The organism is Pseudoteredinibacter isoporae (assembly GCF_011602085.1).
In the GTDB taxonomy this organism is placed as follows: domain Bacteria; phylum Pseudomonadota; class Gammaproteobacteria; order Pseudomonadales; family Cellvibrionaceae; genus Pseudoteredinibacter; species Pseudoteredinibacter isoporae.
In genome coordinates this window covers 1298251-1323964 of the sequence record NZ_JAAONY010000002.1, presented here as the reverse complement: position 1 = coordinate 1323964, position 25714 = coordinate 1298251, and the positions used below count along the sequence as shown (strand labels likewise).

Annotated in this window: 21 protein-coding genes; 9 read left to right on the top strand and 12 right to left on the bottom strand. The window is 49.7% G+C overall.

The window, feature by feature from the left end:
- Positions 1-72: 72 nt before the first annotated feature.
- The 4 genes from G8768_RS14290 to G8768_RS14275 form a co-directional block, all read right to left on the bottom strand.
- The gene (locus tag G8768_RS14290) at positions 73-522 is read right to left on the bottom strand and encodes a tellurite resistance TerB family protein (protein ID WP_166845564.1); all 450 of its coding nucleotides are present in this window, start codon (positions 520-522) and stop codon (positions 73-75) included.
- Between the two features lie 22 nt (positions 523-544).
- On the bottom strand, positions 545-1477 hold the full coding sequence (gene tal / locus G8768_RS14285) for a transaldolase (RefSeq protein ID WP_166845566.1): 933 nt from the start codon (positions 1475-1477) through the stop codon (positions 545-547).
- 101 nt (positions 1478-1578) lie between these two features.
- A complete protein-coding gene (locus G8768_RS14280; RefSeq protein WP_243749501.1) occupies positions 1579-3429 on the bottom strand; it encodes a DUF3604 domain-containing protein in 1851 nt (616 codons plus the stop codon).
- 212 nt (positions 3430-3641) lie between these two features.
- Positions 3642-4475: a metal-dependent hydrolase gene (locus G8768_RS14275; protein WP_166845570.1), complete on the bottom strand. Its 834-nt coding sequence runs from the start codon at positions 4473-4475 to the stop codon at positions 3642-3644.
- A gap of 208 nt (positions 4476-4683) precedes the next feature.
- Between G8768_RS14275 and G8768_RS14270 the strand changes: the two genes are divergently transcribed.
- On the top strand, positions 4684-5679 hold the full coding sequence (locus G8768_RS14270) for an AraC family transcriptional regulator (RefSeq protein WP_166845573.1): 996 nt from the start codon (positions 4684-4686) through the stop codon (positions 5677-5679).
- A 30-nt stretch (positions 5680-5709) separates the two neighbouring features.
- On the opposite strand, the gene G8768_RS14265 is transcribed toward G8768_RS14270, so the two are convergent.
- Positions 5710-6813, bottom strand: coding sequence for a DUF2817 domain-containing protein (locus tag G8768_RS14265; protein ID WP_166845575.1), 1104 nt, complete (start codon positions 6811-6813; stop codon positions 5710-5712).
- Between the two features lie 56 nt (positions 6814-6869).
- Positions 6870-7337: a MarR family winged helix-turn-helix transcriptional regulator gene (locus tag G8768_RS14260; protein ID WP_166845577.1), complete on the bottom strand. Its 468-nt coding sequence runs from the start codon at positions 7335-7337 to the stop codon at positions 6870-6872.
- A gap of 195 nt (positions 7338-7532) precedes the next feature.
- On the opposite strand from G8768_RS14260, the gene G8768_RS14255 reads away from it, so the two are divergent.
- The gene (locus tag G8768_RS14255; RefSeq protein WP_166845579.1) at positions 7533-9731 is read left to right on the top strand and encodes a TonB-dependent receptor; all 2199 of its coding nucleotides are present in this window, start codon (positions 7533-7535) and stop codon (positions 9729-9731) included.
- Between the two features lie 87 nt (positions 9732-9818).
- Positions 9819-10661 (top strand): alpha/beta fold hydrolase, encoded by an 843-nt coding sequence (locus G8768_RS14250; RefSeq protein WP_166845581.1) that lies wholly within the window; start codon positions 9819-9821, stop codon positions 10659-10661.
- Between the two features lie 44 nt (positions 10662-10705).
- On the opposite strand, the gene dusA is transcribed toward G8768_RS14250, so the two are convergent.
- Positions 10706-11689, bottom strand: coding sequence for a tRNA dihydrouridine(20/20a) synthase DusA (gene dusA / locus G8768_RS14245; protein WP_341801023.1), 984 nt, complete (start codon positions 11687-11689; stop codon positions 10706-10708).
- A 668-nt stretch (positions 11690-12357) separates the two neighbouring features.
- Positions 12358-13155, bottom strand: coding sequence for a 5-deoxy-glucuronate isomerase (gene iolB / locus G8768_RS14240; protein ID WP_166845585.1), 798 nt, complete (start codon positions 13153-13155; stop codon positions 12358-12360).
- Positions 13156-13454: 299 nt separating this feature from the next.
- On the opposite strand from iolB, the gene G8768_RS14235 reads away from it, so the two are divergent.
- The 6 genes from G8768_RS14235 to pyk all read left to right on the top strand — a co-directional run bounded on the left by G8768_RS14235 (position 13455) and on the right by pyk (position 22419).
- A complete protein-coding gene (locus G8768_RS14235) occupies positions 13455-15368 on the top strand; it encodes a bifunctional 5-dehydro-2-deoxygluconokinase/5-dehydro-2-deoxyphosphogluconate aldolase (protein WP_166845587.1) in 1914 nt (637 codons plus the stop codon).
- Between the two features lie 24 nt (positions 15369-15392).
- On the top strand, positions 15393-17252 hold the full coding sequence (iolD, locus tag G8768_RS14230; RefSeq protein WP_166845589.1) for a 3D-(3,5/4)-trihydroxycyclohexane-1,2-dione acylhydrolase (decyclizing): 1860 nt from the start codon (positions 15393-15395) through the stop codon (positions 17250-17252).
- A gap of 15 nt (positions 17253-17267) precedes the next feature.
- On the top strand, positions 17268-18167 hold the full coding sequence (gene iolE, locus G8768_RS14225; RefSeq protein ID WP_166845591.1) for a myo-inosose-2 dehydratase: 900 nt from the start codon (positions 17268-17270) through the stop codon (positions 18165-18167).
- A gap of 69 nt (positions 18168-18236) precedes the next feature.
- The gene (locus G8768_RS14220) at positions 18237-19739 is read left to right on the top strand and encodes a CoA-acylating methylmalonate-semialdehyde dehydrogenase (protein WP_166845593.1); all 1503 of its coding nucleotides are present in this window, start codon (positions 18237-18239) and stop codon (positions 19737-19739) included.
- A gap of 209 nt (positions 19740-19948) precedes the next feature.
- Entirely contained in the window at positions 19949-20956 is a 1008-nt protein-coding gene (gene gap / locus G8768_RS14215) for a type I glyceraldehyde-3-phosphate dehydrogenase (protein ID WP_166845595.1), read from the top strand.
- Between the two features lie 14 nt (positions 20957-20970).
- Positions 20971-22419: a pyruvate kinase gene (gene pyk / locus G8768_RS14210; RefSeq protein WP_166845597.1), complete on the top strand. Its 1449-nt coding sequence runs from the start codon at positions 20971-20973 to the stop codon at positions 22417-22419.
- Positions 22420-22559: 140 nt separating this feature from the next.
- Here the strand turns inward: pyk and G8768_RS14205 are convergent, their stop codons facing one another.
- From G8768_RS14205 to G8768_RS14190, 4 genes are read right to left on the bottom strand one after another with little or no spacing between them, the layout of a single operon-like run.
- Positions 22560-23300 (bottom strand): SDR family oxidoreductase, encoded by a 741-nt coding sequence (locus G8768_RS14205; RefSeq protein WP_166845599.1) that lies wholly within the window; start codon positions 23298-23300, stop codon positions 22560-22562.
- A 1-nt stretch (position 23301) separates the two neighbouring features.
- Positions 23302-24159, bottom strand: a complete 858-nt coding sequence (locus G8768_RS14200) for a fumarylacetoacetate hydrolase family protein (protein ID WP_166845601.1) — start codon at positions 24157-24159, stop codon at positions 23302-23304.
- Between the two features lie 16 nt (positions 24160-24175).
- Positions 24176-25375 carry a UxaA family hydrolase gene (locus G8768_RS14195; protein WP_166845603.1) on the bottom strand — a complete coding sequence of 400 codons (1200 nt, stop codon included), beginning with the start codon at positions 25373-25375 and terminating at the stop codon, positions 24176-24178.
- On the bottom strand, positions 25376-25714 hold the full coding sequence (locus tag G8768_RS14190) for a UxaA family hydrolase (RefSeq protein ID WP_166845605.1): 339 nt from the start codon (positions 25712-25714) through the stop codon (positions 25376-25378).

Here is a 25714-nt window from a genome sequence, read left to right as displayed (position 1 = left end):
TTGGGTCAGGTACCGTTAAGTACCTGGCCCACCGCCATAGTGCTCTTTTGAGCGTTTTGACATGGGTCAGAGCTACAGTTCTTGCTTGGCTCTGGTTTTGGCCAGAATAAAATCGCTGTGGCTCAAATGAACCAGGTCGGCGATTTTTCGAACCATATACTCTTCGTATTTATCCAGATTGCCATCGGCATAGGCTATTTGCCACATATATTGAACCAGATCGCGTTTCTGTACCGGGCTGTAATGCTGGTTCAACAGAGTGGTGAACTGGTGAATCGACGTAGCGTCACCTTGCTCGGCTTTGGCCTGTTCGATAATGCTGTCCAGCTTGGGTTGGGATATGCCCATCTTACCGTTCAGAATTTTTTCCAGCGCTTTTAACTCGTCTTCACAAAAATGCTCGTCGGAAACGGCAATTTCGATGAGCAGCGCGGCGGCCGCCAAGTGCAAATTATCTTCTGCATTGACTTCCTCCGCACCTTCGCAGGAACCTTCAAACAGTTCTTTAAAAAAATCAAACATAGTAGCTGCTTTCTATAAGGGGTTATTTTTGTGCTAGCAGAGCCTCCAGCTTCTCCTGATCAAGGATAAAGTTGCGAATGCCCTCGGCGAGTTTCTCGGTCGCCATGGCATCCTGATTACTCTCAAAGCGGAATTGGGCTTCGCTGAGAGCCGACTCTTTGTCCAGCTTCTTGTTTCCGTCATTGCTTAGACGGCGTTCCAGCGCAGAATGATCCTGACTGAGCGATTCCAGCAGCGCCGGGCTGATGGTTAATCGGTCACAGCCGGCGAGTTCTTCAATTTCCTGGGTGTTGCGGAAACTCGCGCCCATCACAATCGTACCGTAGCCATGCTGTTTGTAGTAATTGTAAATGCGGCTAACGGACTGAACGCCGGGGTCATTGGCGCCAGTAAGGTCCTGATCAGGATTCTGCTGCTTGTACCAATCCAAGATGCGGCCAACAAAGGGAGAAATCAAGGTCACGCCGGCATCGGCACAGGCGCGGGCCTGGGCAAAGCTGAACAGCAGTGTGAGGTTACACTGAATCCCTTCGGCTTCCAGTTGTTTGGCGGCTTGAATGCCTTCCCAGGTTGAGGCGATTTTGATCAGAACCCGGTCGGGGTCAACATCGAATTTGGCGTACTGTTCAATCAGCTGCCTGGCTTTGGCCACAGTCGCGTCGCGGTCAAAAGACAGGCGGGCGTCGACCTCGGTGGAAATACGACCGGGGATGATTTTCAAAATTTCTTTACCCAGGCTCACCGCGAGGTAGTCCGCGGCGGCTTGGGGAGAGTTACCGGCAGCAACGGCTTCTTTGATCAGTTCCTGATACTGCGCCAGCTGTGCGGCTTTATAGACCAGCGAAGGATTGGTTGTGGCGTCCAGTGGCTGGTATTTGGCGATGGCTTCAATGTCCCCGGTGTCTGCCACCACATCGGTCATGCTTTTCAGTTGTTCGAGTTTGCTTGTGCTCATGGAATACAGGTTCCTTGCTATGGTGTTGCTGTATCGGGCAATTGAATAACAATTGCCCGATTCTCTCCTGATACTACCATAGCTTTTAGGGCAGAAACCTGTCAGTTGTTTTGCGCGGGCCCCGGGTTATACCAAACGGCAGAGCTGTAGGCGCGTTCCTGTATCAGTTCCGGGAAGCCCTTGGCCTCTGTTTGAAGGGATTGGGCATCCATCGCAGAGTGGCGCATGCTGGGTGTTTGGAAAACGCGTAGATAGTAAAAGGCCTTTTGATTGGCGTTGAAGTCCGGGTCCTGCCAGTAGGCCAGCAGCTCTCTGGCGCCTTCAACATTACTTTCAATATCCCCGTTTTTCAGCAGGCTTGCTTCGGCGGCAGCGAGCTGTCCGCGTTCGGGAAGTTCGCGATTATCGGAAGCGGCCACGGTATAGATGCGCTCATGATTATTGCCGTCGGTGTCGAGCCAGCCTTTAATCACTTCGATTCGTTCCAGAGGTTTTGATTTCGGGTCCATGGCTGCGCGAATAATAAAGCGCGGCGCTTTACCGGGTTCAGCCTGATATAAGTCGCCTCCCATGGGAACACCGCCTTGATAACCCCGTTCCGGGAAGTTCTCAGCGTGAACATCGGCTTCATTAAAACCCCAGCCGGCAAAAAAGCGTACGCTCATGCGAGGGCCGGTGCTGGCATAAACCTCTTTGCGACGCATGGCCTGGAAAATACTTTGACGATCATTGCCATCTGCCCAAACGGCGGCTAAACCCTGAGCGGCCATGTCCCAGCCTTTAGGGCCACCGTCGCTGGAAAACGCGCCGCCGGCTTTGTTGCCGGGAATGGAATCGTAGGCCATCTTGCCCCAAAAATTTTCTTCCTCTGCGGACGCTAATCCCGTGTGGGCATCGGTTGAGCCGATGACACCAAATTTATAAGGGTTCACACCGGTTTTGTTTTCCAGCGCCAGGCCCCGGCCTAATGCCGTGCGCACATAATCGCCGGGGCGTGCCTTGTAGGCTTCCTCGCCGGTTTGCAGGTAGTAATCGAAGGGTTCGAAACCGGCGAATTGGTCATCCGGAGATAAGCTGGGGTGTGCTTCGGAGTCGCCTTTTATTTGGGTGATTTCAACAATGGGTTCCCACTCCATACGGGTGCGTGCGTAGTCCGCTGTAATGTCTTCCCGCCGCAGAGTTTTTTCGTCGAACATATAGCCCTTGGAGATATTGGAATTGTGCGGAATCGCAATAAATTCGCTGCCGGTTTCTTTTTGAGTTTTGTCCAACCAGGCCCAGAGATCTTCCGGGTAGGGGCTGTCAATAAAGCTGAAAGGTTTGTATTGCTTTGCCTGTTCGCCACTGCTGGGGCTCAATACAATTCGGTGAATATTGGCACCAGCAGGAATGGAGCTCCATTCCCAACCCATAAACGTGGTGAACTTTCCGGGTTGATTATGACGTTCTGCGGAATCCACAATCGCGTGCCAGGTTTGCACTTCAACCTCACGAGTATCGCCCAGAATATCGTTTGGTACCGGGTTGCCCGGGTCCAGAACCGGGTCTTTTCCCGGGTAGTGTAATTTCTTGGGCAGGGCATCCAGGAACACCTCGGCTCCGGTGCCGTCTTCAATAGCACTGCGAATGACTTTGATGGAGAGCCAGCGTTTTAAATTGCCCCACCAGCCCATATCGCCCAAACCACCTTCGTTTTCATTGATATGTTTCAGTACCCCCATCACTTCCGCATGATCGGAAACCACCAGAAAATCCAGAGGCGTGTTAATGCGTATGCGCGCTTTTGTGTATGGGTGAGTGACCCATTGGCCTTTGGCCCAGCGATAAGCTGTATCAGGATCGGCGGATTTATTTTGATTCAAATACGCATCAAAGGAATAGGAAGTGTGCAGATGAGTATCGCCCCAGAGAAGCTCTCGCTCCGCATTGGCGTGAGAAGGGGCGGCCGTCATTAGGCTGCTCGCTAATACTGCAAATGAAAGAAAGTTATAGCAGTTTGCAGGTGAAGTTATAACCTGTGAAAGCGTCTTCATGGTGGCACCATTTATTTTTGTTATGTCAGACTGCCAATATGCCCGTATTGCAACAACATGTTAAGGGCTGAATTGACAGCTCGCGCCTTGAACGGCGCGATGCCATGAAAACGAAAAAGACAGAGAGAAAATTAAGAGCTGGCTTGCGCCGCTTCCCAGCGATGCAATTGTTCCTGGGTATCGCGATCCCAGGGATGGAAACCGTCCTGGTAGTACTCTTTCCACATCGGGTAAATCAAACGCAGGATACCTTGTTTGCCGAACAAAAAGCCCATGCCCTGCCACCAGATTTTCAGATTCCACAACTGGCCATTGCGTTTCAGCATGTGCACCAAATGCACAAAAATATCCAGAAGCAGGAAGAAGGTGGAGCGCTTCAGTGCTTTCTTACGCATTTTTTCGTCACCGCCCACCGCTCGGAAAACATCGAAGGCAACCGCCTTATGCTCCATTTCTTCAACGGCGTGCCAGTCCCAAAGCTCGCGCATAAGCGGATCGGCTTCCTGGGCCATGCTACTTTCCGGGTCCAGCGCCCACTCCGCCATAATGGCCGTGATGTGTTCCAGTGCCGCTGTCATGGAAAGACGTTCCAGTGGTGTGTACATTTTGTCGGTCAGGGCGAGTTTTTTCTTCAGGCGATTTTCCATATATTCCAGGTCGTAACCGCGCTGACTACAAAGGCTCTCGTTGTAGCGCTCATGTTCCCGGCGATGCACATTTTCCTGACCACAGAAGCCGCGGATTTCCTGCTTCAACTTGGGATCGTCAATGTTATTGGCAAAGTGGCGAACACTATCAATAAAAAATTTCTCGCCCAGTGGAAAAGTGATCGACATGGCGTTGAACCAGGCCGTCTTGAAAGGGTGGTCTCCGTACCAATCACGGCTTAAGCGGTCTGCAATTTCATGTTCGCGATTGCGAGGTTGAATGTCCACATGCTCGGGGGTGTGTGATTGTTGGCTCATAGGAATCTCGGCTGTTTTCGGTTTTGGCGCTCGCTTATCGCCGTTCGTGCTTAATTCTAAAAAGCCTGGGGCGACGTTTAGAACAAAGTATAGACAGCTACTTGGCAATGAGTGGGGTTCTATTCGATCATGTGTGGGGTTCTTTTCGGTCAACTTGAGCCAAGAGTTAGGGTATAGTGGCGTTTCAGTCTCATGAATTAGGCTCGTTATGTTTGATGATGTGCAGGAAACCTTTGCGGTAGTCATGGCGGAATTCGGCATCAATATCCCGGCTCTGGCCCGTGAGCGGGGTCTGGTGCTTGGGCCAATTATCGACAATGAGCTGCGTGAACAGCTGATGGGGATTGCGATTGAAGCCGCACCAATGCCCAGTCTGGGTCTGGAGGTGGGACACCGAATTGGCCTGGATCGCCTGGGGGTGTTCGGTTATGCGCTGATGAACAGCCCTACCGCCGAGGCCGCGCTGAATTTACTTTTGCAGTATCAGCGCGCCTTGCTGCCCCATGTATCCATATCCCTGCTGCCCAGCGGCGATAACTTCGCGTTGGTTTGTCATGCCAAGCATCTGAGCAGTCGCCACGAGCGATTTACGGTGGAGTCATTGTTTGTGACGGTGCGCAATTGTACCGAAAGCCTCTTTCCCGGTGCAGCCAGCGCTCAATCCTATTGCTTTGATTACCCAGCGCCGAGCTATGAAGCCCGCTATCGAGAATTATTAGGCGACCATGTCGAATTTTCGGCTTCGAACAATGCCATCATCATCAGCCCGGAATTGTTATCTCGCGAGATTGAACAGGCCGACCCGGTCAACGAAGCCTTGTATCGCCAACAATGTGATGAGCTTTCCAGTCAGCTGGGCGATAAATCCTTAACCTCCGCCCGGGTTCAACAGATATTGCTGCGTAACCGGGGCGAGTATCTAAGTGCGCCTGAAGTGGCCGTGCAATTGAATATGAGTGAAAGCAGCCTGCGTCGAAAACTGCGCGCTGAAGGCAGCAGCTTTCAACAGTTATTGGACAATCTTCGTTTACATCTGGCCCAGCAATACTTAAGCAAAACCCGTTTAAGCGTGGCAGAAGTTGGGCGCTTGATAGGCTTCGATGACGTGGCCAACTTCCGAAAGGCCTTTATTCGCTGGAGCGGGCAGGCGCCTTCGGTTTGGCGCGAAAAAGCCATGAGTCTGGGGGAATCTTTGAATTCTTAAGCTCCTGTCGTTTTGATTTATGATCGCCAATCACCGATTTTTGTTCAGGCTGTGAAGTGCATCCATAAAATAGGTTTCACTCATATCCCAAACCTGATCCAGCCAATTCGCTTCGGGAATAAAAAACGCCTTCAGTGTGTTGTGTTGAATACGCAAGCGTTCTTCTGCGCAGCAATTCGGATTGTTGTGCAGCCAATTTGCTTCAATCAATGTTCCGAGCATATCCTCAATAGGGATGGTGCCGAATTCCAATGCGACACAAAGCGCATCAGGATTGACACTTAGCAGACCACAACACAGTGGTCCGCTGATACTGGGTGTAGAACTGCCTTCCGCCCCGGGTGCGATCAAACGACCGCTGACAAAAGTATTTTTAGCTCGCTGAAAATGGGTCGGGCTGCCCGTGTAGATTAACTCGCAGGCGCCGCGTGGCCCAAGTCCGGTGTGGAAATCCAGATGAACCAGATTCACCTCTGGAGCGCAGTGTTTACGGCAAATATCCGCCCACACTTGATTGGACCAACTCTCTGCTAGCCCTCCAAAATAAGGGTCCTGGGGCCAGACATATTGCCCTTGGGTCATCAGTGTTTGAAATTTTTCAGGGCCGTGCGCCGAAATGTAATGTCCAATGTGCTTTAGCACCTGTTTCAAATCCGAGCCAGACCAATCGCTTGGGTAGGTTTCTTCTCTGAATTGGCTCAGCTCAGGAGCTGCTGTTGCTACCCCTGAAAAATCAACAAAGTTTCGATTTAAATCGATGTTGTTTTCATTATTGCGAGTGTAGTGTGAGCAACCATAGGGGTTCAGAATGTGCACGAAAATAATCTGTAAATCCTCAAAGTCGATACGAGGTATCAAATTTTGCATGATGAGGATTTGCATTGCAGAGCCGCAATAGGCTTCAACGCCGTGTACGCCGGAAGACAGCAGTATTTTTCGGCTGGCTGAATCCGGGCCCAGTCGGGCGACATCGCAAAACAGAGCTTCCCCATTGATGCCAGAGACAGCTTCGTTTTGATAGTGATCGATATCACAAGCAATGCTTTGTGCGGTTTTCAAAAAGAGTGCGCGTGCTTCCATATAGTTTGATCTGCAAGCTTGGCCGAGTGGGCCGGGAATCTGACTGAAAGTCATTCGGTTTCCTTTCTTGTAAAGCGCTTGCACTCTTTTTTGTTGTTCAGCGTGCGGCGCTAGGGTTCAAATTGTTCGTTTGCGTTTAAGAGCTTGTCGATAATTTCAAACAGCTTTTCCTTTTCACCTTTGTCGAGTGCCTTATCCAGGTGCTGCCCATAGTGTTCCAATACCGAAAACTCCACCTGGGCATATTGACGGCCCTTTTCGGTCAGGACGGCAATCTTGCTGCGTTGGTTGCTTTCCTGACGCTCATTCGTCAGCAGACCTTTTTTAGCCAGGCTGGATAGGGCGCGAGTCACCATGGCCCGATCAAAACCGTAAGCTTCCGCCACCGCTGAGGGCTGCATTGGGCCTTTCGAGGCGAGTAAAACCAGAATGCGGAACTCTGTCTGGGAGAGCTCGGCAATTGCGCGTGCACCTTCGGCACTTTCCGGGCGCAAGGATGCGTGCATCTTGGTTTGCGCCACGACCAATCTAAATGGAATGTATTCGTGGATATCGAATGCTTTATCAGGGTTACTCATTGTATTCAGGGTCTCTTGATGACTGTTGCTGGGCTGGCCCATGGCCATTTGCCATAGCAGCTGCTTCTTGCGGCCTGAACAAATTGTCCACGTTAGATTGACAAAGTCAATTATTTGATTAATGATTGACTTTGTCAACTGTTGTAAGGGCAGTTCAACTACAATCACTGAGAACGAGAAGAGGCGTTGACAAAAATGCTAATAAATAAAAATGCTTTGCAACCATATGCTTTATCAATGGCGATTGCCGGTTTGAGCTGGCCAATATCGGCCTCGGCGCAAACTGAGTCGGATTCCCAGGCCAGTACCGATCTGGAAGAGGTGGTGGTCACTGCCCGTAAGCGTCAGGAATCTTTGCAAGATGTCCCGCTGTCTATTCAAGCGTATAGCGGTGACGATCTGGCCTTGGGTGGTGTCGATAACGTGGAAAACCTCGTCGGTAAAACGCCGAACTTGTCTCTCAGTTCAAATTTGTTGTCGCCCGGCAATGATTTCCTGAATATCGTGATTCGCGGTGTGGGTTCTCAAAGTGCCGGTGCGCCAGCGGTGGGAACCTTTGTGGACGGTGCATTTGTGCCTTCCTTGGCTTTTGATATTGGCTTTCTCGATGTGGAGCGAGTCGAAGTATTACGAGGGCCACAGGGCACGCTTTTTGGCCGAAACACCCAAGGGGGCGCGTTGAATATCGTGGTGCGCCGCCCCGATGAGGAATTCAGAGGCAAGGTCGCCTTGACCTACGACGAGTTTGATACTGTACGTGCTCAAACGGCTTTTTCGGGGCAGTTGGCGGAAAACTTTTTTGCCAGCATTGCAGCCGACGTTTCCCGTACCGATGGTTTTCTGGAGAATCCGGTCGTCGCTCAGGCAGCCGGTGGTAATCAGCGTGGTCGCAGCGTTCCTGCCGACGATGAAAGTAAATATTCCTGGCGCGCTGCGTTTCGCTACACGCCGAGTGATGAATTGGAAGTAAACCTGAGTATCGATAAATCCTATCGTCGTGGTCTTGATGGCTTACCGGGAGTACCGCGAGGAACCCAAGACTACATCGTTCGAAGTGATTTCCAGATTGATGCGGAATACGATAACTACGGTGCGGCTTTGAATATCGACTATCTGATGGGCGAGATAGAACTGACCTCCATTACCGCCTATCGCAAAGTGGATTCTTCTTTGCCCTTTGATTTTGATGGCTCTCCGGAACGCGGACCGAATTTCCAGGACATTCGAAGTGCTCAGGAACTTTTATCCCAAGAACTGCGTTTTGCGGGGGATTGGGGCGATAACATTAACTGGCTGGCGGGTGTGTATGCCTTTAGGGAGGAGCAGTTATCCGATCGTTATATTCAGTTTGGTGATCTTGATCTTTTAGGTGGCAGTCAGCTATTGGTGGACGCTCAAATTCAAAATCTGGATCGCAGCGGTTATGCAGTGTTTGCCGATGTGATCTGGAATCCAAACGATTGGCTGGAGCTGGGCTTTGGTGCGCGCTTTGCCAAAGAGACGGTGAAATCCCAGGCGGAACTGGATTTTGTGCTGCGTCAAAACGGTGTTGATCTGGCTACCGTGGTCAGTTCGCCTTCCGGAAAACTCGATGATGACAATATATCGCCAACCGTTTCCGCCCGAATTAAATTGAATGAAGATATCAGTATTTACAGTCGCTATGCACGAGGTTTTCGTGCGGGTGGTTTCCCTTTGGCGCCCGCCAGCCCGATTTCAAATTCCGGTTTTAACTCTGAAATTTCGGACAACTATGAATTGGGTATTAAGGGTAATTTGTTTGACGGTCAGCTGGATTTTGATCTGGCTCTGTTCCGAATCGATGTCAGCGATCAGCAATTGACGACGATTGTCTTTTTTAATGGCGATCCTAATTTGCCGGTGGCGGCTGTAGGCAACGCTGGTGAAAGTCGCTCGGAAGGTGCGGAGTTAAACATTAACTGGCAACTCAGCGATTCTTTTGAGCTGACAGCCAGTGCCGGCTATACCGATGCGGCTTACACCAACTATATCGATACCATCGGTGAAGATCGCTCTGGTGAGCGTTTTCCTTATGTGCCGAAGGTGAATGCCCTAATCGGTGCAAACTGGTCCTTTGATATTGCCAATGAGGCCGAACTGGAACTCAGCGCTCAGTATCGCTATGTCGGGGATATTCTCTCAGGCAGTGGTGTTGATATCGATCTGCAATTCCCGGTCGATTCCTACAATGTTCTCGACTTGCGCGCATCCTTGTATAAAGATGATTGGCGGGTGGATTTCTTTGTCGACAACGCGGCTGACAAGTTTGTTGAAACTCGCGTATTTAACAGCTTCTTCTTTAACGAACCGCGTCCGTTTTCCATTGTATTGCCACCACGCAGAGCCGGTGTACGATTTACCTATAATTTCTAGATCGGCCTGCTAAGTGTTCACCGATTTATGGCGGCGAAACCTCAGTATCGCCGCCGATATTCATTGTTTGTTTCAGAGTGTTTTTTTATGGCTCTTACGCTAATCGATCAATTCAGTCTGGCCTCGTCCGAACTGTTACTGCCAGAAGGGACATTGCGATACTACAGGTCTTTTCATGCGGGTTTGCATGAGCCATATTTAATGTTGATTCCAGGCTGGGCTGGCCCAGCAGAAATGTGGCAACGTCAGTTAAATACCTTATGCGGTCGCTTCAATATTATCATCATGGATTACCCCGGTTTCGGCCGTTCCCAGTTTTCCACGACGAAAGAAAAGCATGTTCTGAAAAACTGTCGCATTGAAGATCAGGCCGATATGGTGAACGCTATTCTTGCTCAAGAAGGCGTCAGGAATTGCATTGCTGTTGGCCATTCTATTGGTGGGGCACTGGCGCTGACGGCGGCCAATCAAGCGGATTCCTGTATTCAAGCGGTTGTCGGCGCCGATTCTTTTACGTACATGAACCTCTATCCAAAAGCTGAGGCTGCAGCCGCGAAAGCGATTAAGCACAATGTGCTCAATCATTTTGATGCAACTCTGGAAGGTTTAATGGATGAGTACTTCCCGAGAGGAAGTGATCCAGAATTACGCGCATGGGTAACGGCGGCGATGGCGAAAGCTGACCCTTTGGTCGGGGCAAGCATTCTGGAAAACTTTATGCTTTGGAGCCTCAGCGATCATCTCGATAAATTTCAGGGAGAAGTTGTCGCAATCGCGGCAAAAGACACCTTTGTAGAAAGCGCCTTTATGCCCGTCTATGGAAACCGAATTCAGGTACATTGCATTGAAAAAGCCGGGCATTTCCTGATGCTGGATCAGGCTGAGTCTTTCAATCACAAATTATTGCAGCTATTAAACCGCTTTCACTGAACCGTTCCGGGAATGGAAAAAGAGTGAACTAGAAACACAGCGAATTAGCGAATAAACCCGGCAGCGTCTTCCAGCACGTTCATTCCTGCGCCCGTTTTGTGAATATTCTCGCTGATATGTCGACGAAATTGACGCGCACCGGGCTGCCCTTGAAACAGGCCAAGAACGTGGCGGCTCATAAAATGCAGCTTTTGTCCCTGACTGTGTTGTGCCCGGCAGTATTCCAAATAGTGTTGGTAAACGGACATGCGATCGGGGATTGCATGGTCGTCACCGTAGATACGTTGATCAACCTCGGCCAATAAATATGGATTACTGTAAGCTTCCCGGCCAACCATAACGCCGTCCACCTCTTGCAGTTGCTGCTCGCAATCATCCAGGTTTTTTAAACCACCGTTAATGATGATTTCCAGTTCCGGGTATTCCTGCTTAAGTTGGTGAACCAATGGATAACGCAAGGGCGGAACCTCGCGGTTTTCCTTGGGGCTTAAGCCTTGCAGCCAGGCTTTGCGAGCGTGAACGATAAAGGTCTTGCAGCCGGTCGCCGCAACCGCTTCCACAAAGCGACACATATCCGCATAGTCTTCCATATCGTCGATACCGATGCGGTGCTTGATCGTGACATCAATCGAACAGGCATCCTGCATGGCCTTAATGCAATCCGCCACCAAAGCCGGCTCGGCCATTAGTATCGCGCCAATCTTGCCTTCCTGCACCCGATCACTCGGGCAACCACAATTCAGATTGACCTCATCATAGTCCCAATCCTCAGCAAGCTTTGCACAGTGAGCCAAATCCTCCGGCGACGAACCGCCCAGCTGCAAGGCGATAGGGTGCTCAACGTCGTTATAGCCCAAATGCCGCTCATGCTGGCTACCGTGCAGTAACGCCGCTGTCGTCACCATCTCGCTGTAGACCACAGAGTGTTTGGTGATCAAACGCCAGAGATAACGGCAATGGCGGTCGGACCAGTCCATCATAGGTGCTAAAGTAAACCTTCGATTCACTGGAGCCCTTGCTACATCTATGTTTCCGGTTGATTTGTAAGGATTTTTCAACAACTGATTTTGACCTGTTTTTTCAATATTTAATGCTACCAAAACCCTGGTAACACTGTAGCGGTAAACTATGGCGGCAATTACCGAGCGTAAATGCTAAAGAATGCAGTACTCTGCTTAAGTTCCTATAAAGCGCAATGGTAAAGCAGTTCATGTGGAAACCAAAACATTCGATAAGAAATCTTTGGCGAAAAATGGGACGCTCATTGAAAATTGAAGTGGGAGCGTCAGGCGCTTAGAGTTGAGTACCGTATGAAAATATAACGGCAAGCCAGGTGCTCGTGTAGCATCGCGATAGTTTTGATGGTGAATTCAAATTTGGCAGGTCGAAACATGAGTCATATTGAGCTTATGATTAAGCGTCATACGCTATCAAAGCTGGATGCTATTAAGTGCTTCGGGAGTCTAGTGATTCATTAAAAGATGAAGCAGTCAAAACAGTACAGCTTTTCACAATGCAGTTGTATTAGCAGTAACCAACAAACTTTACTCTCACACATGCAAACAAATCGTTTGGAAAAAGCTGAATGACTTCCTGCTGTCCGTTGCTGCAGAGATATCCACTATCAGGACCGAATTTCATCAGGAAGTGATTGTAAAGGTATCGTAAGCACTGCTTTTTGTTAGGAGGGAGCTCTTTACTGTTCTAATATCCATTCATGATCAGGGTCGTTGTGGAATATCCATTCCCGCTTTGGGCCGGCCATAACATTCAGGTAGTAGGATTCGTAGCCGTGGGGAACGCCTACTGGGTGGTAACCTTCCGGCACCATCACTACACACTTGTCTTCAACACTCATCGTCTCATCGATGCTGCGGTCATCGGTATAGACTCGCTGAAACACGAAACCCTGGCTTGGGTTGAGGCGATGGTAATAGGTTTCCTCAAGATGGGTTTCGCTGGGAATATTGTCGGTATCGTGTTTATGAGGCGGGTAGCTGGACCAGTTACCACTGGGGGTAATCACTTCTACGACGAGCAAGCTTTCGGCGGGTAGGTTGCCGAATAGAATATTGCAAACATAGCGGGTGTTGGTGCCACTGCCGCGTTTTTCAAATTGGCAGTCGTCCGGCGTGATCAGGCGAGCAGGGTATTGGCCTGTTCCCGGGGCGATACAAACGGCCAGTTCAAGGTCCGTTTGAGCGACAATGGAGGCTTTGTCCGCCGGTGGCAGATATACCGCGTACGGTGCTTTTTGCTCAAATGGCGACATTCTTTCTCCGATGTTCAGCCATTCTTCCTGCTGGCTGCGGATATCAGCTTTGCCTGCGACCAGCACCAGGCACATTTCCTTGTCCTGGCTGCTCAGCTCAAGATTTTCGCCTGCTTTCAGTTCATAGGATTGGAAGCCGACGTATTCCCAGTTGGCACTTGCCGGGCTTATGTCCTGGGTACAGGCCTGATGGTGTTGCGGCCGGGATAATAGATGGCTCATGAAAACCCTTATCTGCTACTTGGTTTCTGGTACTTATTCCTCTCCGGGAAAATCTGTACGCTATTCGGAGAGTGGTTTATTCGAGCAATATAGCATAAATATTCCATTTTAATAATTTTATATTTTTGTTTTCCAATAATTTCGAATCTTAAAGTTCCAAAAGTTGTTAAAATAGAAAAAATATTCTATTATGTATTCACTGAATAATTAGGAATATTGACCATGCTGAAGACATGGCGGTCAATCGTCCTAATGAAAGTCTTATTAGCACGTAAGCTGCTTTGGGAGCACAAGCATATATGAGTACAGAAAAAGTACTGGATGTTATTTGTCTGGGACGTGCGGCGGTCGATCTCTATGGCCAACAAATTGGCAGTCGGCTCGAAGACATGAGTAGCCTGGCCAAATACCTGGGGGGGTCTTCTTGCAACATCGCTTGTGGTACCTCTCGCCTGGGTTTGAAGTCGGCGATGTTGACTCGGGTAGGTGATGAGCATATGGGACGTTTTGTGAGAGAGGAATTGTCTCGCAATGGCGTAGATGTCAGTCACGTTCATACCGACACTGAGCGTTTAACCGGTTTGGTTATTCTGGGGATTAAGGACAGTGAAACATTTCCGTTAATCTTTTATCGCAATGACTGTGCGGATATGGCGCTCAGCACTGAGGATTTCAATCGGGATTTTATCGCGTCGGCGAAAAGTGTTTTGGTTACAGGAACACACTTGTCGACGGAAGGAACCTATGCCGCTAGCAAGCAAGCCATGGAATACGCTCGCGCGGCCAAGAGTAAGGTAATTCTGGATATCGATTATCGGCCGGTATTGTGGGGGTTAACCGGCTTGGGCGAAGGTGAAAACCGATTTGTTTCCAATGAGAGTGTTACCGGGCATTTACAATCCATACTGCCATTGTGTGATCTGATTGTTGGCACGGAAGAAGAAGTCCATATTGCCGGCGGCAGTACAGATACCATTACAGCTTTGAAAAATATTCGAGCAATCAGTGATGCCACCATTACATTGAAGCTCGGTCCATTGGGTTGCACTGTCTTGGATGGTGCCATTCCTGACAGCGAAGAAAGTTTTGATGTCTTTACTGGAGTGCGAGTTGACGTTCTCAACGTTCTCGGCGCTGGTGATGCCTTTATGTCGGGCTTTTTGCGTGGTTGGTTGCGTGGTGAGTCTTATCAGAACTGTTGTGCCTACGCCAATGCCTGTGGTGCGTTAGTGGTCTCTCGCCATGGTTGTGCGCCTGCCATTCCAAGCGAGGAAGAACTCTTCGACTATCTGAGCCGCGCGGCGGAAGTGCCTCGCCCTGATCTTGATACGCGCTTGAATTATTTGCATCGTGTTACCAACCGTTCGCTGCGCGAGCGAAATGAATTGTGCATTCTGGCTTTTGATCATCGTAAGCAATTTTACGATATGGCGGTTAATGCGGGTGCGGACCCCAAACGAATCGACGAATTAAAAACTCTGTTAGTCGAGGCAACTGCCAAGGGTGCTGAGATTGCACAGTTGGAAGAAAATGTCGGTGTATTGATTGATGATACCTACGGCCAGGATGCACTGAATTCGGTGACCGGACGTGATTGGTGGATTGGGCGCCCCGTAGAACTGCCATCTTCCCGTCCCCTAGAGCTGGAAGGCGGACGTGATGTGAGCGCACGATTGGCAACCTGGCCCATTGAGCACATCGTGAAGTGTCTGGTGTTTTATCACCCGGAAGATTCGGTTGATATGCGCCTGCAACAAGAGCGGCAGGTGAAAGAACTTTATAACGCCTGTATGCGTACTGGCCATGAGTTACTGTTGGAAGTCATTCCTCCCGCCGATTCTGAAAAAGCGGATGACACCATCGTTTCCGTAATGACCCGAATGTACAACCTGGGTATTTTCCCGGACTGGTGGAAGTTACCTTCTCCCAGTCGAAATGCCTGGCAGTCGATTGATGCTTTGATTAAGCAGCGAGCACCTCATTGCCGTGGTGTTTTGTTATTGGGGCTGGATGCGCCAATGGATGAGTTGCAAGAGGGCTTGAATAACAGTGCGGGTTTTGAGGTGTGCAAAGGTTTTGCCGTAGGGCGAACCATCACTGGCGCCCCTTCGCGTTTATGGTTCGCTGAAGAAATTGATAACGATGAACTGGTACGTCAAGTGGTTCAAAACTATCTGCAGTTAATTGAAGCCTGGCGTTCTCGCTCTGCTTAATGTTACCGAAAGGTATTAAATACTATGAAAAAAATTCGTTTAACCATGGCGCAGGCTATTGTCAGATTCCTGGCGGCTCAGAAAGTGGAAGTCGACGGTAAGGTCGAGCCTATTTTCGGTGGTGTTTTTGCCATATTTGGCCATGGTAATGTGGCTGGTATGGGGGAAGCTCTGTATCAGGCTCAGGATCAACTGCCTACTTTCAGGGCGCATAATGAGCAGACGATGGCACATGCAGCGATCGCCTATGCGAAGCAGCACGATCGCCAGCGAATGATGGCTTGCACCTCGTCTATTGGCCCTGGTGCGGCCAATATGGTGACCGCTGCGGCATTGGCCCATGTGAACCGTTTGCCGGTGTTGTTGTTACCAGGAGATGTCTTTGCCAGCCGGATTCCTGATCCGGTTTTACAGCAGGTGGAAAATTACAGCGATGCTACGACCAGCAGCAGTGATTGTTTTCGCCCGGTGAGCCGTTTCTTCGATCGTATTACTCGCCCCGAACAAATTCTGGTGAGTTTGCCGATGGCGATGAAAACCCTGACGGACCCGGAAGACTGTGGCCCGGTGACACTTTCTCTTTGCCAGGATGTTCAAGCAGAAGCCTATGACTACCCAGAGTATTTCTTTGCAGAAAAAATTCATCGCATGCGTCGACAGCACGCCGATATTCATGAATTGGATCAGGCACTCAAATTACTGAAGAGCGCTAAAAGGCCATTACTGATTGCGGGTGGGGGTGTGCATTACTCCAAGGCCTGTGATCAATTGCAAGCGTTTGCACAAAAACACGGTGTGCCCGTTGCAGAAACTCAGGCCGGAAAAGGCGCCTTGGCCTGGGATCACCCTAATTATGTGGGCGCTGTTGGGGTAACCGGTACAGAAATTGCCAATAAGTTGGCGATGGAAGCCGATGTGGTACTGGCTGTTGGAAGTCGATTGCAGGATTTTACGACGGGTTCCCGAACGCTGATCGATTCAGAAAAAACCGCGCTGATCCAGCTGAATGTTTCTGGTTTTGATGCGATTAAACACAATGCCTTCAGTCTGGTGAGCGATGCGAGTTTGGGCTTATCGGATCTGAGTGCTGGTCTGGGGGAATGGCAGGCCGATGCTGCTTGGCAAGCCATGGCAGCTGACGGCATTCAACATTGGAACGCTTACTACGATGAAGTAACGGGCCCTTGTGAACAACCACAAACCAAAACTGGTTTGCCGAGCGATGCTCAGGTTTTGGGCGCGATCAAACGTGCGAGTGATGCCAGTGATGTCGTGATTTGTGCCGCAGGAGGTTTACCCAGTGAACTGCACAAATTCTGGCGCACCGATATGCCAAAGAGTTACCACATGGAATACGGTTACTCCTGTATGGGTTACGAGATCGCAGCCGGTCTTGGCGTAAAACTGGCGCACCCGGAACGGGAAGCCATTGTGGTTGTGGGTGATGGGTCTTACATGATGGCCAATTCTGAATTGGCCACTTCAGTCATGCTTGGCAAAAAAATGATTGTGGTCGTGCTGGACAATAGAGGCTTCGGTTGTATCAATCGTTTGCAGGAAGCAACAGGTGGGGCGCCTTTTAACAATTTATTGGAAAATTGCCGAACCATTGAAGCTGGCGCGCCTAAATTGGATTTCGCTGCTCACGCTGCTGCAATGGGGGCATTGTCTGAAAAAGTTGCAAACCTTGCGGAATTGGAAGAAGCCATGGACAGGGCCAAGTCTGCTGAGCAATCTTATGTGATTACCCTGGATACCGATCCTTTTGCTACCTCTGATGGTGGTTGTTGGTGGGATGTTGCGGTACCGGAAGTGTCTGAGCGTGATCAAGTTAAAGAGAGTCGTGCTGACTATCTCAATGAAAAGAAAAACCAGCCCTACTAAGGATTAATAAAACAGATGACAGTAAGAATTGGTATTAATCCACTCACATGGACGAACGATGATCTTCCCGCTCTAGGCGCTGAAACACCGCTGGAGGTGTGTTTGGCTGAGGGGAAACAGGCTGGGTTTTCAGGTTTTGAACTGGGAAATAAATTTCCACGGGAACCTGGAGCGCTGGCAAAAGTATTGGACGCCCATCAATTGAGTTTGGTTTCAGGATGGTTCAGTGGCCAGTTATTGAGCCGGAGCCTGGAAGAGGAAATTGAGGCAATTACACCACACTTGAACTTGCTGAAAAGCCAGGGCGCCAATGTCATGGTGTATTGCGAGGTTTACAACTGCATTCATGGCCAACAACAAACGCCCCTGAATCGCCGGCCAACATTGGCAGATGATCAATGGGAAAGTTGGGGTGAACAGTTGAGTTTGCTGGCGAAACATTGCCTGAGAGAGGGTGTGCGGTTGGCTTACCATCACCATATGGGGACGGTTGTTGAAACCGAGCAGGACATTGATCGACTGATGACCTGCACCACTGCTGACTTGGGCTTGTTGCTGGATACTGGCCACCTGACGTATGCAGGTGGTGATGTGATGGCTGTACAACAACGTTACCAGAGTCGCATTTGTCATGTGCACTGCAAAGACGTGCGCGCGGATGTTCTTGCGGATGCCAGAAATCGTAATTTGAGCTTTTTGGATGCGGTCCTGAATGGTGTGTTTACCGTTCCCGGTGATGGCTCTGTGGATTACCCGCGTTTGTTTGACGCCTTAAAAGCCAGTGATTACCAAGGTTGGCTGGTGGTGGAAGCCGAGCAAGATCCCGCCATTGCACACCCGCTGACCTACGCCACGCTCGGCGCTGATAATTTAAAAGCGCTATGCCAACAAAGTGGCCTGGTGATACAAGCGTAAACCACCACGGCCAGGCACCACTTAGGTGCCAACTGTATTTCCCCAATGACTTTAACAAAGGTAAGCACTATGCGTACTTTGCAGAATTATATTGGCGGCCGTTTGGTTGCCAGCAAAAGTGGCCGAAGCGGCCCGGTATTCAATCCAGCCACAGGTGAACAGAGTTTGTCGGTTGGTTTGTCCAGCGCCGATGAGACACGCGAGGCGATACAGGCAGCTGAACAGGCCTTTGCATCCTGGAAGGCGGTGACACCTTTGAATCGCAGTCGCATTTTATTCAAGTTTAAAGATTTACTGGAGCAGCATCGCGATGAGTTGGCTGCGTTGATCACTCATGAGCACGGCAAGGTGTTTTCCGATGCTCAGGGTGAATTAACCCGTGGCCTGGAGGTTGTTGAGTTTGCTTGTGGTATTCCTCATTTGCAAAAAGGCGAGCATTCCTCCAATGTTGGGCGCGGCGTGGACAGCTTTTCCTTGATGCAGCCACTGGGTGTTTGCGCAGGTATCAGCCCGTTTAATTTCCCGGCTATGGTGCCCATGTGGATGTTCCCAATTGCACTTGCTTGCGGAAACACCTTTGTAATGAAGCCTTCTGAAAAAGTACCTTCAGCTACCTTACGCTTGGCGGAATTGTTGAGTGAAGCCGGATTGCCAGATGGGGTGTTTAATATCGTCAATGGCGATAAGGAATCAGTCGATGTTTTACTAACGGATGAGCGAGTACAAGCCGTCAGTTTTGTCGGTTCCACGCCGATTGCGGAATACATTTATGCAACCGCCAGCGCCAATGGCAAACGAGTACAGGCCTTGGGTGGTGCAAAAAATCATATGGTTGTCATGCCTGATGCGGATCCCAATCAAGTAGTCAATTCTTTGATGGGTGCCGCCTACGGTTCCGCGGGTGAGCGCTGCATGGCAATCTCGGTTGCGGTTTGTGTCGGTGATGATGTCGCTGACACCCTGATCGAAAAGCTCGCGGCTGAAATTGATGGTATGCGCGTTGGTCCTGGCGTCGGCTTGGAAGAGGAAGCTCACATGGGGCCTTTGGTCAGCAAGGAGCATGCCGCAAAGGTGAAAGCTTATATTGATTCCGGGGTTGAGCAAGGTGCAACTCTATTGGTTGATGGCCGTAAATTTATCTGCCCTGATCATGAGAACGGTTATTTTGTTGGTCCGACCTTGTTTGACAATGTGAAGCCTGGGATGCGCATTTATGACGAAGAAATTTTTGGCCCGGTGCTCAGTGTCGTGCGGGTTAATAGCTATGCCGAGGCCGTAGAGTTAATCAATAGACATGAGTACGGCAACGGTACGAGCATCTTTACCCGCGATGGTGATAGCGCACGCCAGTTTTACGAAGAAATTCAAGTGGGCATGGTGGGCGTCAATGTCCCCATTCCTGTGCCAATGGCGTTCCATTCTTTTGGTGGCTGGAAGCGCTCTCTTTTTGGCCCCTTACACATGCATGGCCCGGACGGTGTGCGCTTCAATACACGAATGAAAACGGTAACCACGCGTTGGCCGACTGGTCTAACGGCGGGCACTGAGTTTTCAATGCCAACCATGAAGTAAGAAAGTTTCTATTTTTCATCGGCAGTTAGTCCTGCTTTCTTGGGGGAAGCTTTTGCTTCCCTTTTTTTATGTCCTTTGATTCATCCGTTGCGCTATCCAGCGATGTTCTTCTCAACATAAAAACCTCTGTTTGGATATTATTATTTCATATTTGTAAATTTATGGAATATAATTTCTAAATAGTATTAATCATTTAAATTGGAGCGAAGATGAAAGAAATTCGAGTAGCGATTAATGGTTTTGGTCGTATCGGTAGGAATGTGCTCCGAGCCTATTTTGAATCCGAGCATCAAGCCGTGATCAAAATTGTTGCGATCAACGATCTGGGGGATGCCGCGATGAACGCCCACCTGATTCGCTACGATACTGTTCATGGCCGCTTTCACCTGCCGGTTGAAGCTCGTGAAAATGCGATTGAGATCAATGGGGACACGGTTCAGATTTACTCGGAGCGAGATCCTCGGAATCTCCCCTGGGGTGATCTAAACGTCGATGTAGTGCTCGAATGCACCGGTTTCTTTACTGATCGTGATGCGGCTTCTGCCCACATTGAGGCGGGGGCAAAAAAAGTCATCATCTCGGCGCCTGCGACCGATGTCGATGCGACTGTTGTGTATGGGGTTAATCAGCAGAACCTGAACGCTGATTGCCAGATTATTTCTAATGCCTCCTGCACAACAAATTGTCTGGCCCCGATTGCCAAAGTGTTAAACGATGCGATTGGAATTGAGCAGGGCTCCATGACCACTATTCATGCGTACACCAATGATCAAAAGTTGAGTGATGTCTATCACAGTGATCCTTACCGCGCGCGATCGGCCACCCAGTCGATGATTCCAACCAAAACGGGAGCGGCCAAAGCGGTTAGCCTTGTCTTGCCTGAATTGGAGGGCAAATTGTTTGGGATGGCGGTTCGCGTGCCGACCATTAATGTCTCGCTGGTAGATTTCAATTTTTTGGCTAGTCGGAAAACCAGTGTGCAGGAAGTCAACAACCTCTTAAAAGAGGCCAGTCTTGGAAAGATGGCTGGCATTTTGGCCTTCAACGAGGAACCTCTGGTCTCGGTTGATTTCAATCACAGTCAATATTCTTCGTGCTTTGATGCCACTCAAACACTGGTGCAAGACAATTGGGTAAAAGTGATGGCGTGGTACGATAATGAATGGGGTTTTTCGAACCGAATGCTGGATAACACTGTCGCTCTCATGAATGCTTAAGGTCGGTCAGAACTATGCAGCGAAGAACGAAAATAGTTTGCACACTTGGCCCGGCCACTGATTCGGATGACGTTCTCGAACGCTTGATTGTTGCCGGAGCGAATGTCGTGCGTTTGAACTTTTCCCATGGCAACAGCTTTGATCATATTCGTCGAGCCTATCAAGTACGGTCTATCGCTCAACGCTTGGGTAAGTACGTTGCGATACTCGCTGATTTACAAGGCCCTAAAATCCGCATCTCCAGATTTTCACAAGGCCAGATCACTCTGAGAGCGGGTGATTCTTTCGTGCTGGACGCAGAACACGACAGTCAATCGGGGACCAAGGATCGCGTTGGTATTGACTACAAAGAGCTTCCCGAGGACGTTGAGGCAGGTGATACGCTTCTGCTGGATGATGGTCGAATTGTCTTCAAGGTAGAGGCGGTTGAAGGCTCAGAAATTCGTTGCACTACGGTTGTAGGCGGAGTGTTATCAAACAATAAGGGCTTGAATCGACAGGGCGGTGGACTTTCCGCCCCCGCATTAACAGATAAGGATCTTGAGGATATCAAGGTGGCTGCCGAAATGGCGGTAGATTACCTGGCCGTGTCTTTCCCTCGTTCCGCAGAAGATATGCATCAGGCACGACAAGCACTGGCCGAGGCCGGCACTGAGGCCGATCTGGTAGCCAAGATTGAACGCGCAGAAGCGGTTGCGGACGATGAGGTTCTGGAAGGCATTATTCTGGCATCGGATGCGGTTATGGTTGCCCGCGGGGATTTGGGTGTGGAAATCGGTGATGCGCAGCTTATTGGAACCCAGAAAAAAATTATCAGCAAAGCGCGGAGTCTGGATCGCGGTGTGATTGTCGCCACTCAAATGATGGAATCCATGATCAGCAGCTGTTTGCCAACTCGTGCTGAAGTATTCGATGTGGCTAACGCAGTACTTGATGGAACTGATGCGGTGATGTTGTCAGCCGAGACGGCTACGGGTGAATTTCCCGTAGAAACGGTTGAAGCAATGGGGCGAGTGATTGTCGGGGCCGAACTGCATCCGCAATCTCAGCTTTCCAATCATCGTCTGAACCAGGACTTTCAACATATTGATGAGTCTATTGCGATGGGCACCATGTATTGCGCCAATCATCTGGCCGGAGTGAAAGCCATAGTGTGCATGACTGAGAGTGGTCGCACGCCCAAAATTATGTCGCGCATCAATTCGCATCTGCCCATTTATGCCTTTTCTTCAAACGAAAAAAGCTTGACGCGTTTGGCCTTGTATCGAGGTATTCAGGCCGTGGCTTTTTCTCCCGAAAATACCTTTGGAGATGAAGCCAATCAACTGGCCATAGATCTGTTAGGTGAACGAAACGATATTCGAGAAGGGGACTTGGTTATTCTTACCAAAGGCAATTCGATAGGCGATTATGGTGGAACCAATACGATGAAAATCGTGGAGGTAGATCGCGCGACAAAGTAAACGATTTTTTACGGTGAAGTCCTGCTTAGCCCTCGATAGAGGGCATTTTTTTGGCTGAATTTTGAGAGCTGTCTGGATATCTTAATTTCTGTATTAATCAGGAATTAAGATATCAAGATATTAGAGTGGGCGAGGTGCAATTAGATATTGCTCCAGCCGCCATCGATCACGTGAGCAACGCCCGTAGTGTAAGAGGATTCATCCGAAGCGAGGTACAGTGCCAGTGATGCAATTTCTCCAGGTTTGGCGAGACGACCAATAGGCTGGCGGTTTTCGAAATCCTTGCGCGCCTGCTGAGGATTCTCGAAGGCGTTCAAGCGATCCTGCAGCGACGGAGTGTCGACAGTGCCTGGGCAGATGGCATTGCAGCGAATTCCCTGGGTAACATAATCGGCGGCAATAGATTTTGTCAGGCCCACTACCGCTGCTTTACTGGCGCTGTAGATCAAACGATTGGCCACCGCAGTGCTGACGCCAGCCACAGAGGCCATATTAATAATATTGCCAGAACCACGTTCAATCATTCCTGGAAGCAAGGCTTTGCAAAGGCGATACATGGATTTAACGTTCAGCTCGAATGAAAAATCCCAGTCTTTTTCGCAACTGTTGAGCAGGTCGCCGTTGGCGACAAAACCGGCGCAATTAAACAGCACATCAATATTTCCGGTATTGGCAACAAAGTCGTTAATGGCGTTTTGATCGGTCACATCCAGGCGTACGGTTTTTACCCTCGGAAAATCGGCTTTTAACTGATCCAGATTTTGCTGGTTGATGTCGGCCGCCCAAACTTCCGCGCCTTCTGCCAGAAAGAGTGCAACGGTCGAACGGCCAATACCGGCAGCAGCGGCGGTGATTAAGGCGGTTTTATTCTGCAAACGCATATCAGGCCTCCGCTTCCGAATACTCAACGACGGTTTGTTGCTGACGGCCAAGGCCTTGAATGCTTAACTCGATTTGATCACCCGCGTTAAGGTAAACCGGTGGTGTTTGTCCAAGACCTACGCCGGGGGGAGTGCCAGTCGTGATAATATCTCCAGCTTCCAAGCTCATAAACTGGCTGAGATAGCTGACAATATAGTTTGGGCTGAAGATCATGGTTTCGCTATTGCCATCTTGATAACGTTTACCGTTCACCTCCAAATACATAGACAAATTCAAAACATTGTCTATTTCATCGCGAGTTACCAACCACGGGCCAATCGGGCCAAAGGTGTCGCAGCCTTTGCCTTTATCCCATTGGCAACCCCGTTCCAGCTGAAAATTGCGCTCAGATACATCGTTAACAACGCAGTAGCCGGCGATATGAGTTTCAGCCTCGCTCTCGTCAATGTAGCGGCCTGACTTACCGATTACGATACCAAGTTCAACTTCCCAATCCAGCTTACTGCTGTTTTTGGGCTTAATAATATTGTCATTCGGGCCGCAAATCGCGCTGGTCCACTTATTAAAAACTTCCGGCTCCGAAGGAATTTCAGCTCCAGTTTCGGCCGCATGATCAGCATAATTCAAACCCACACAGACAAATTTCCCTACATTGGCTACGCAGGCACCAATGCGAAGGCTTTTGTCAAGCTGGGGGAACTCGCTGAGATTCAGCTGGCGCAGCTTTTCCAGATTTTCGGGGCTAATAGCATCTGCATTGATGTCGTCAACGACGGTGCTTAAATCACGAATGATTCCTTGCTCATCAAGCAGGGCTGGTTTTTCCTGGCCCTTTGGGCCAACGCGTAAAAGTTTCATGCTAGTGCTTCCAAATCTATCGATGGGTTGCCGTGGGCAGGCAAGCAGGGCCTACAGGCTCAAAGTATTTATAGGTGAGAATAAATTCCTGATGACCAAGTTCTTCTGACTTGGATAGCTTGCCAGCGGCGACGTCCATAATTAGCTGGTAAATCTCGTCGCCAATATCCTGTGGAGTGGCACTGCCTTCCAGAACTTTACCGGCATTAACGTCCATATCTTCGCTGAGGTTTTTATACGTTTCAGGGTTGGCGCAGATTTTAATAACCGGCGATATAGCTGAACCAACAACCGAGCCTCGGCCGGTGGTGAACAAGGTAATGTGGCAACCACAGGCAATCAGTTCAACAATTTCGGCATTGTCTGAAATATTGGGAAAACCAAAACGGACTTCGCCGTCGGGCACCACATCCAGTAAATAAAGACCACCGGTGGGTGGAATATCACCGGGCTTGAGCAGGCCCACAATTTGAGAGTCCCCGGATTTGCAGTAGGCTCCCATGGATTTTTCTTCCTGGGTAGTCAGCCCGCCCTCAGCATTGCCAGGGGCAAAACTCCCATAGCCCAGTACCTCGTAATAGTGTGCAGCCTTTAACAGGCAGTCATCAATTTCACGGGCAAGTTCAGGCGTGGCCGCCCGCTCGATCATGACTTGTTCGCAACCGATCAGCTCACCGGTTTCCTCAAAGATACAGGCGGCGTTCTCTTCTACGAGACGATCGAAGCAGTAGCCAACACCGGGATTGCCTGAGATACCGCTGGTGCCATCCGAGCCACCACAAATGGTTCCGATGATAAGTTCGTCGATAGCCATATCAACTTTTTCGGCATGGCTGATTTTCGTTTTAATATCAGCCACCGCTTGCAGACCTTTTTCAATGGTGGAGCGGGTTCCGCCGTTTTGTTGGATAACCAGAGTTTCGACCGGACGGCCGCTGTCAGCAATGGTTTCGCTGAGCTGCTCACGGTTAAAGCCTTCACAACCCAAAGACAGTAACACCGCTCCGCCTACATTGGGGTGGGTGCATATCGCCTTCATAATTTTAAGCGCGTAATCATTGGGGTAGCACCCCGGAAAGCCAATTAATTGCACATCGGGACTGTCGGCTTTATTTACGATGGTTTTTGCCACATGGTGCGCGCATTCAACCAGATAGCCCACGACCACCACATTGCGAATACCTTTGCGGCCATCTTTTCTCAACCAGGCTTTCATTTATTTCTCCTCGGCCTTTGTCTGCACCAAATTGTCATCAACCACACCACTGCGCTGGTAGCTGGGCATGTAATCACTTTTAATATTGTGCAGATGAACGTGCTCAGCACGCTGAATGGAAGCTTTGGCGGAGCCTATTGAGGCACCGTACTTAATGATTTTTTCTTTCAGGGCAATGTCACACCGAGCGAGCTTGTGACCCACATGGATATCACTGTGTATGACCAGGCTTTCCCCTTCCAAAACAACGGATTCACCGGCAGAAATGGTTTGACAGCACACAAAAATATTATCGTTAGGATGTAGCAGCACCAGCCGCTTATCAGTATCGGTCTTCAT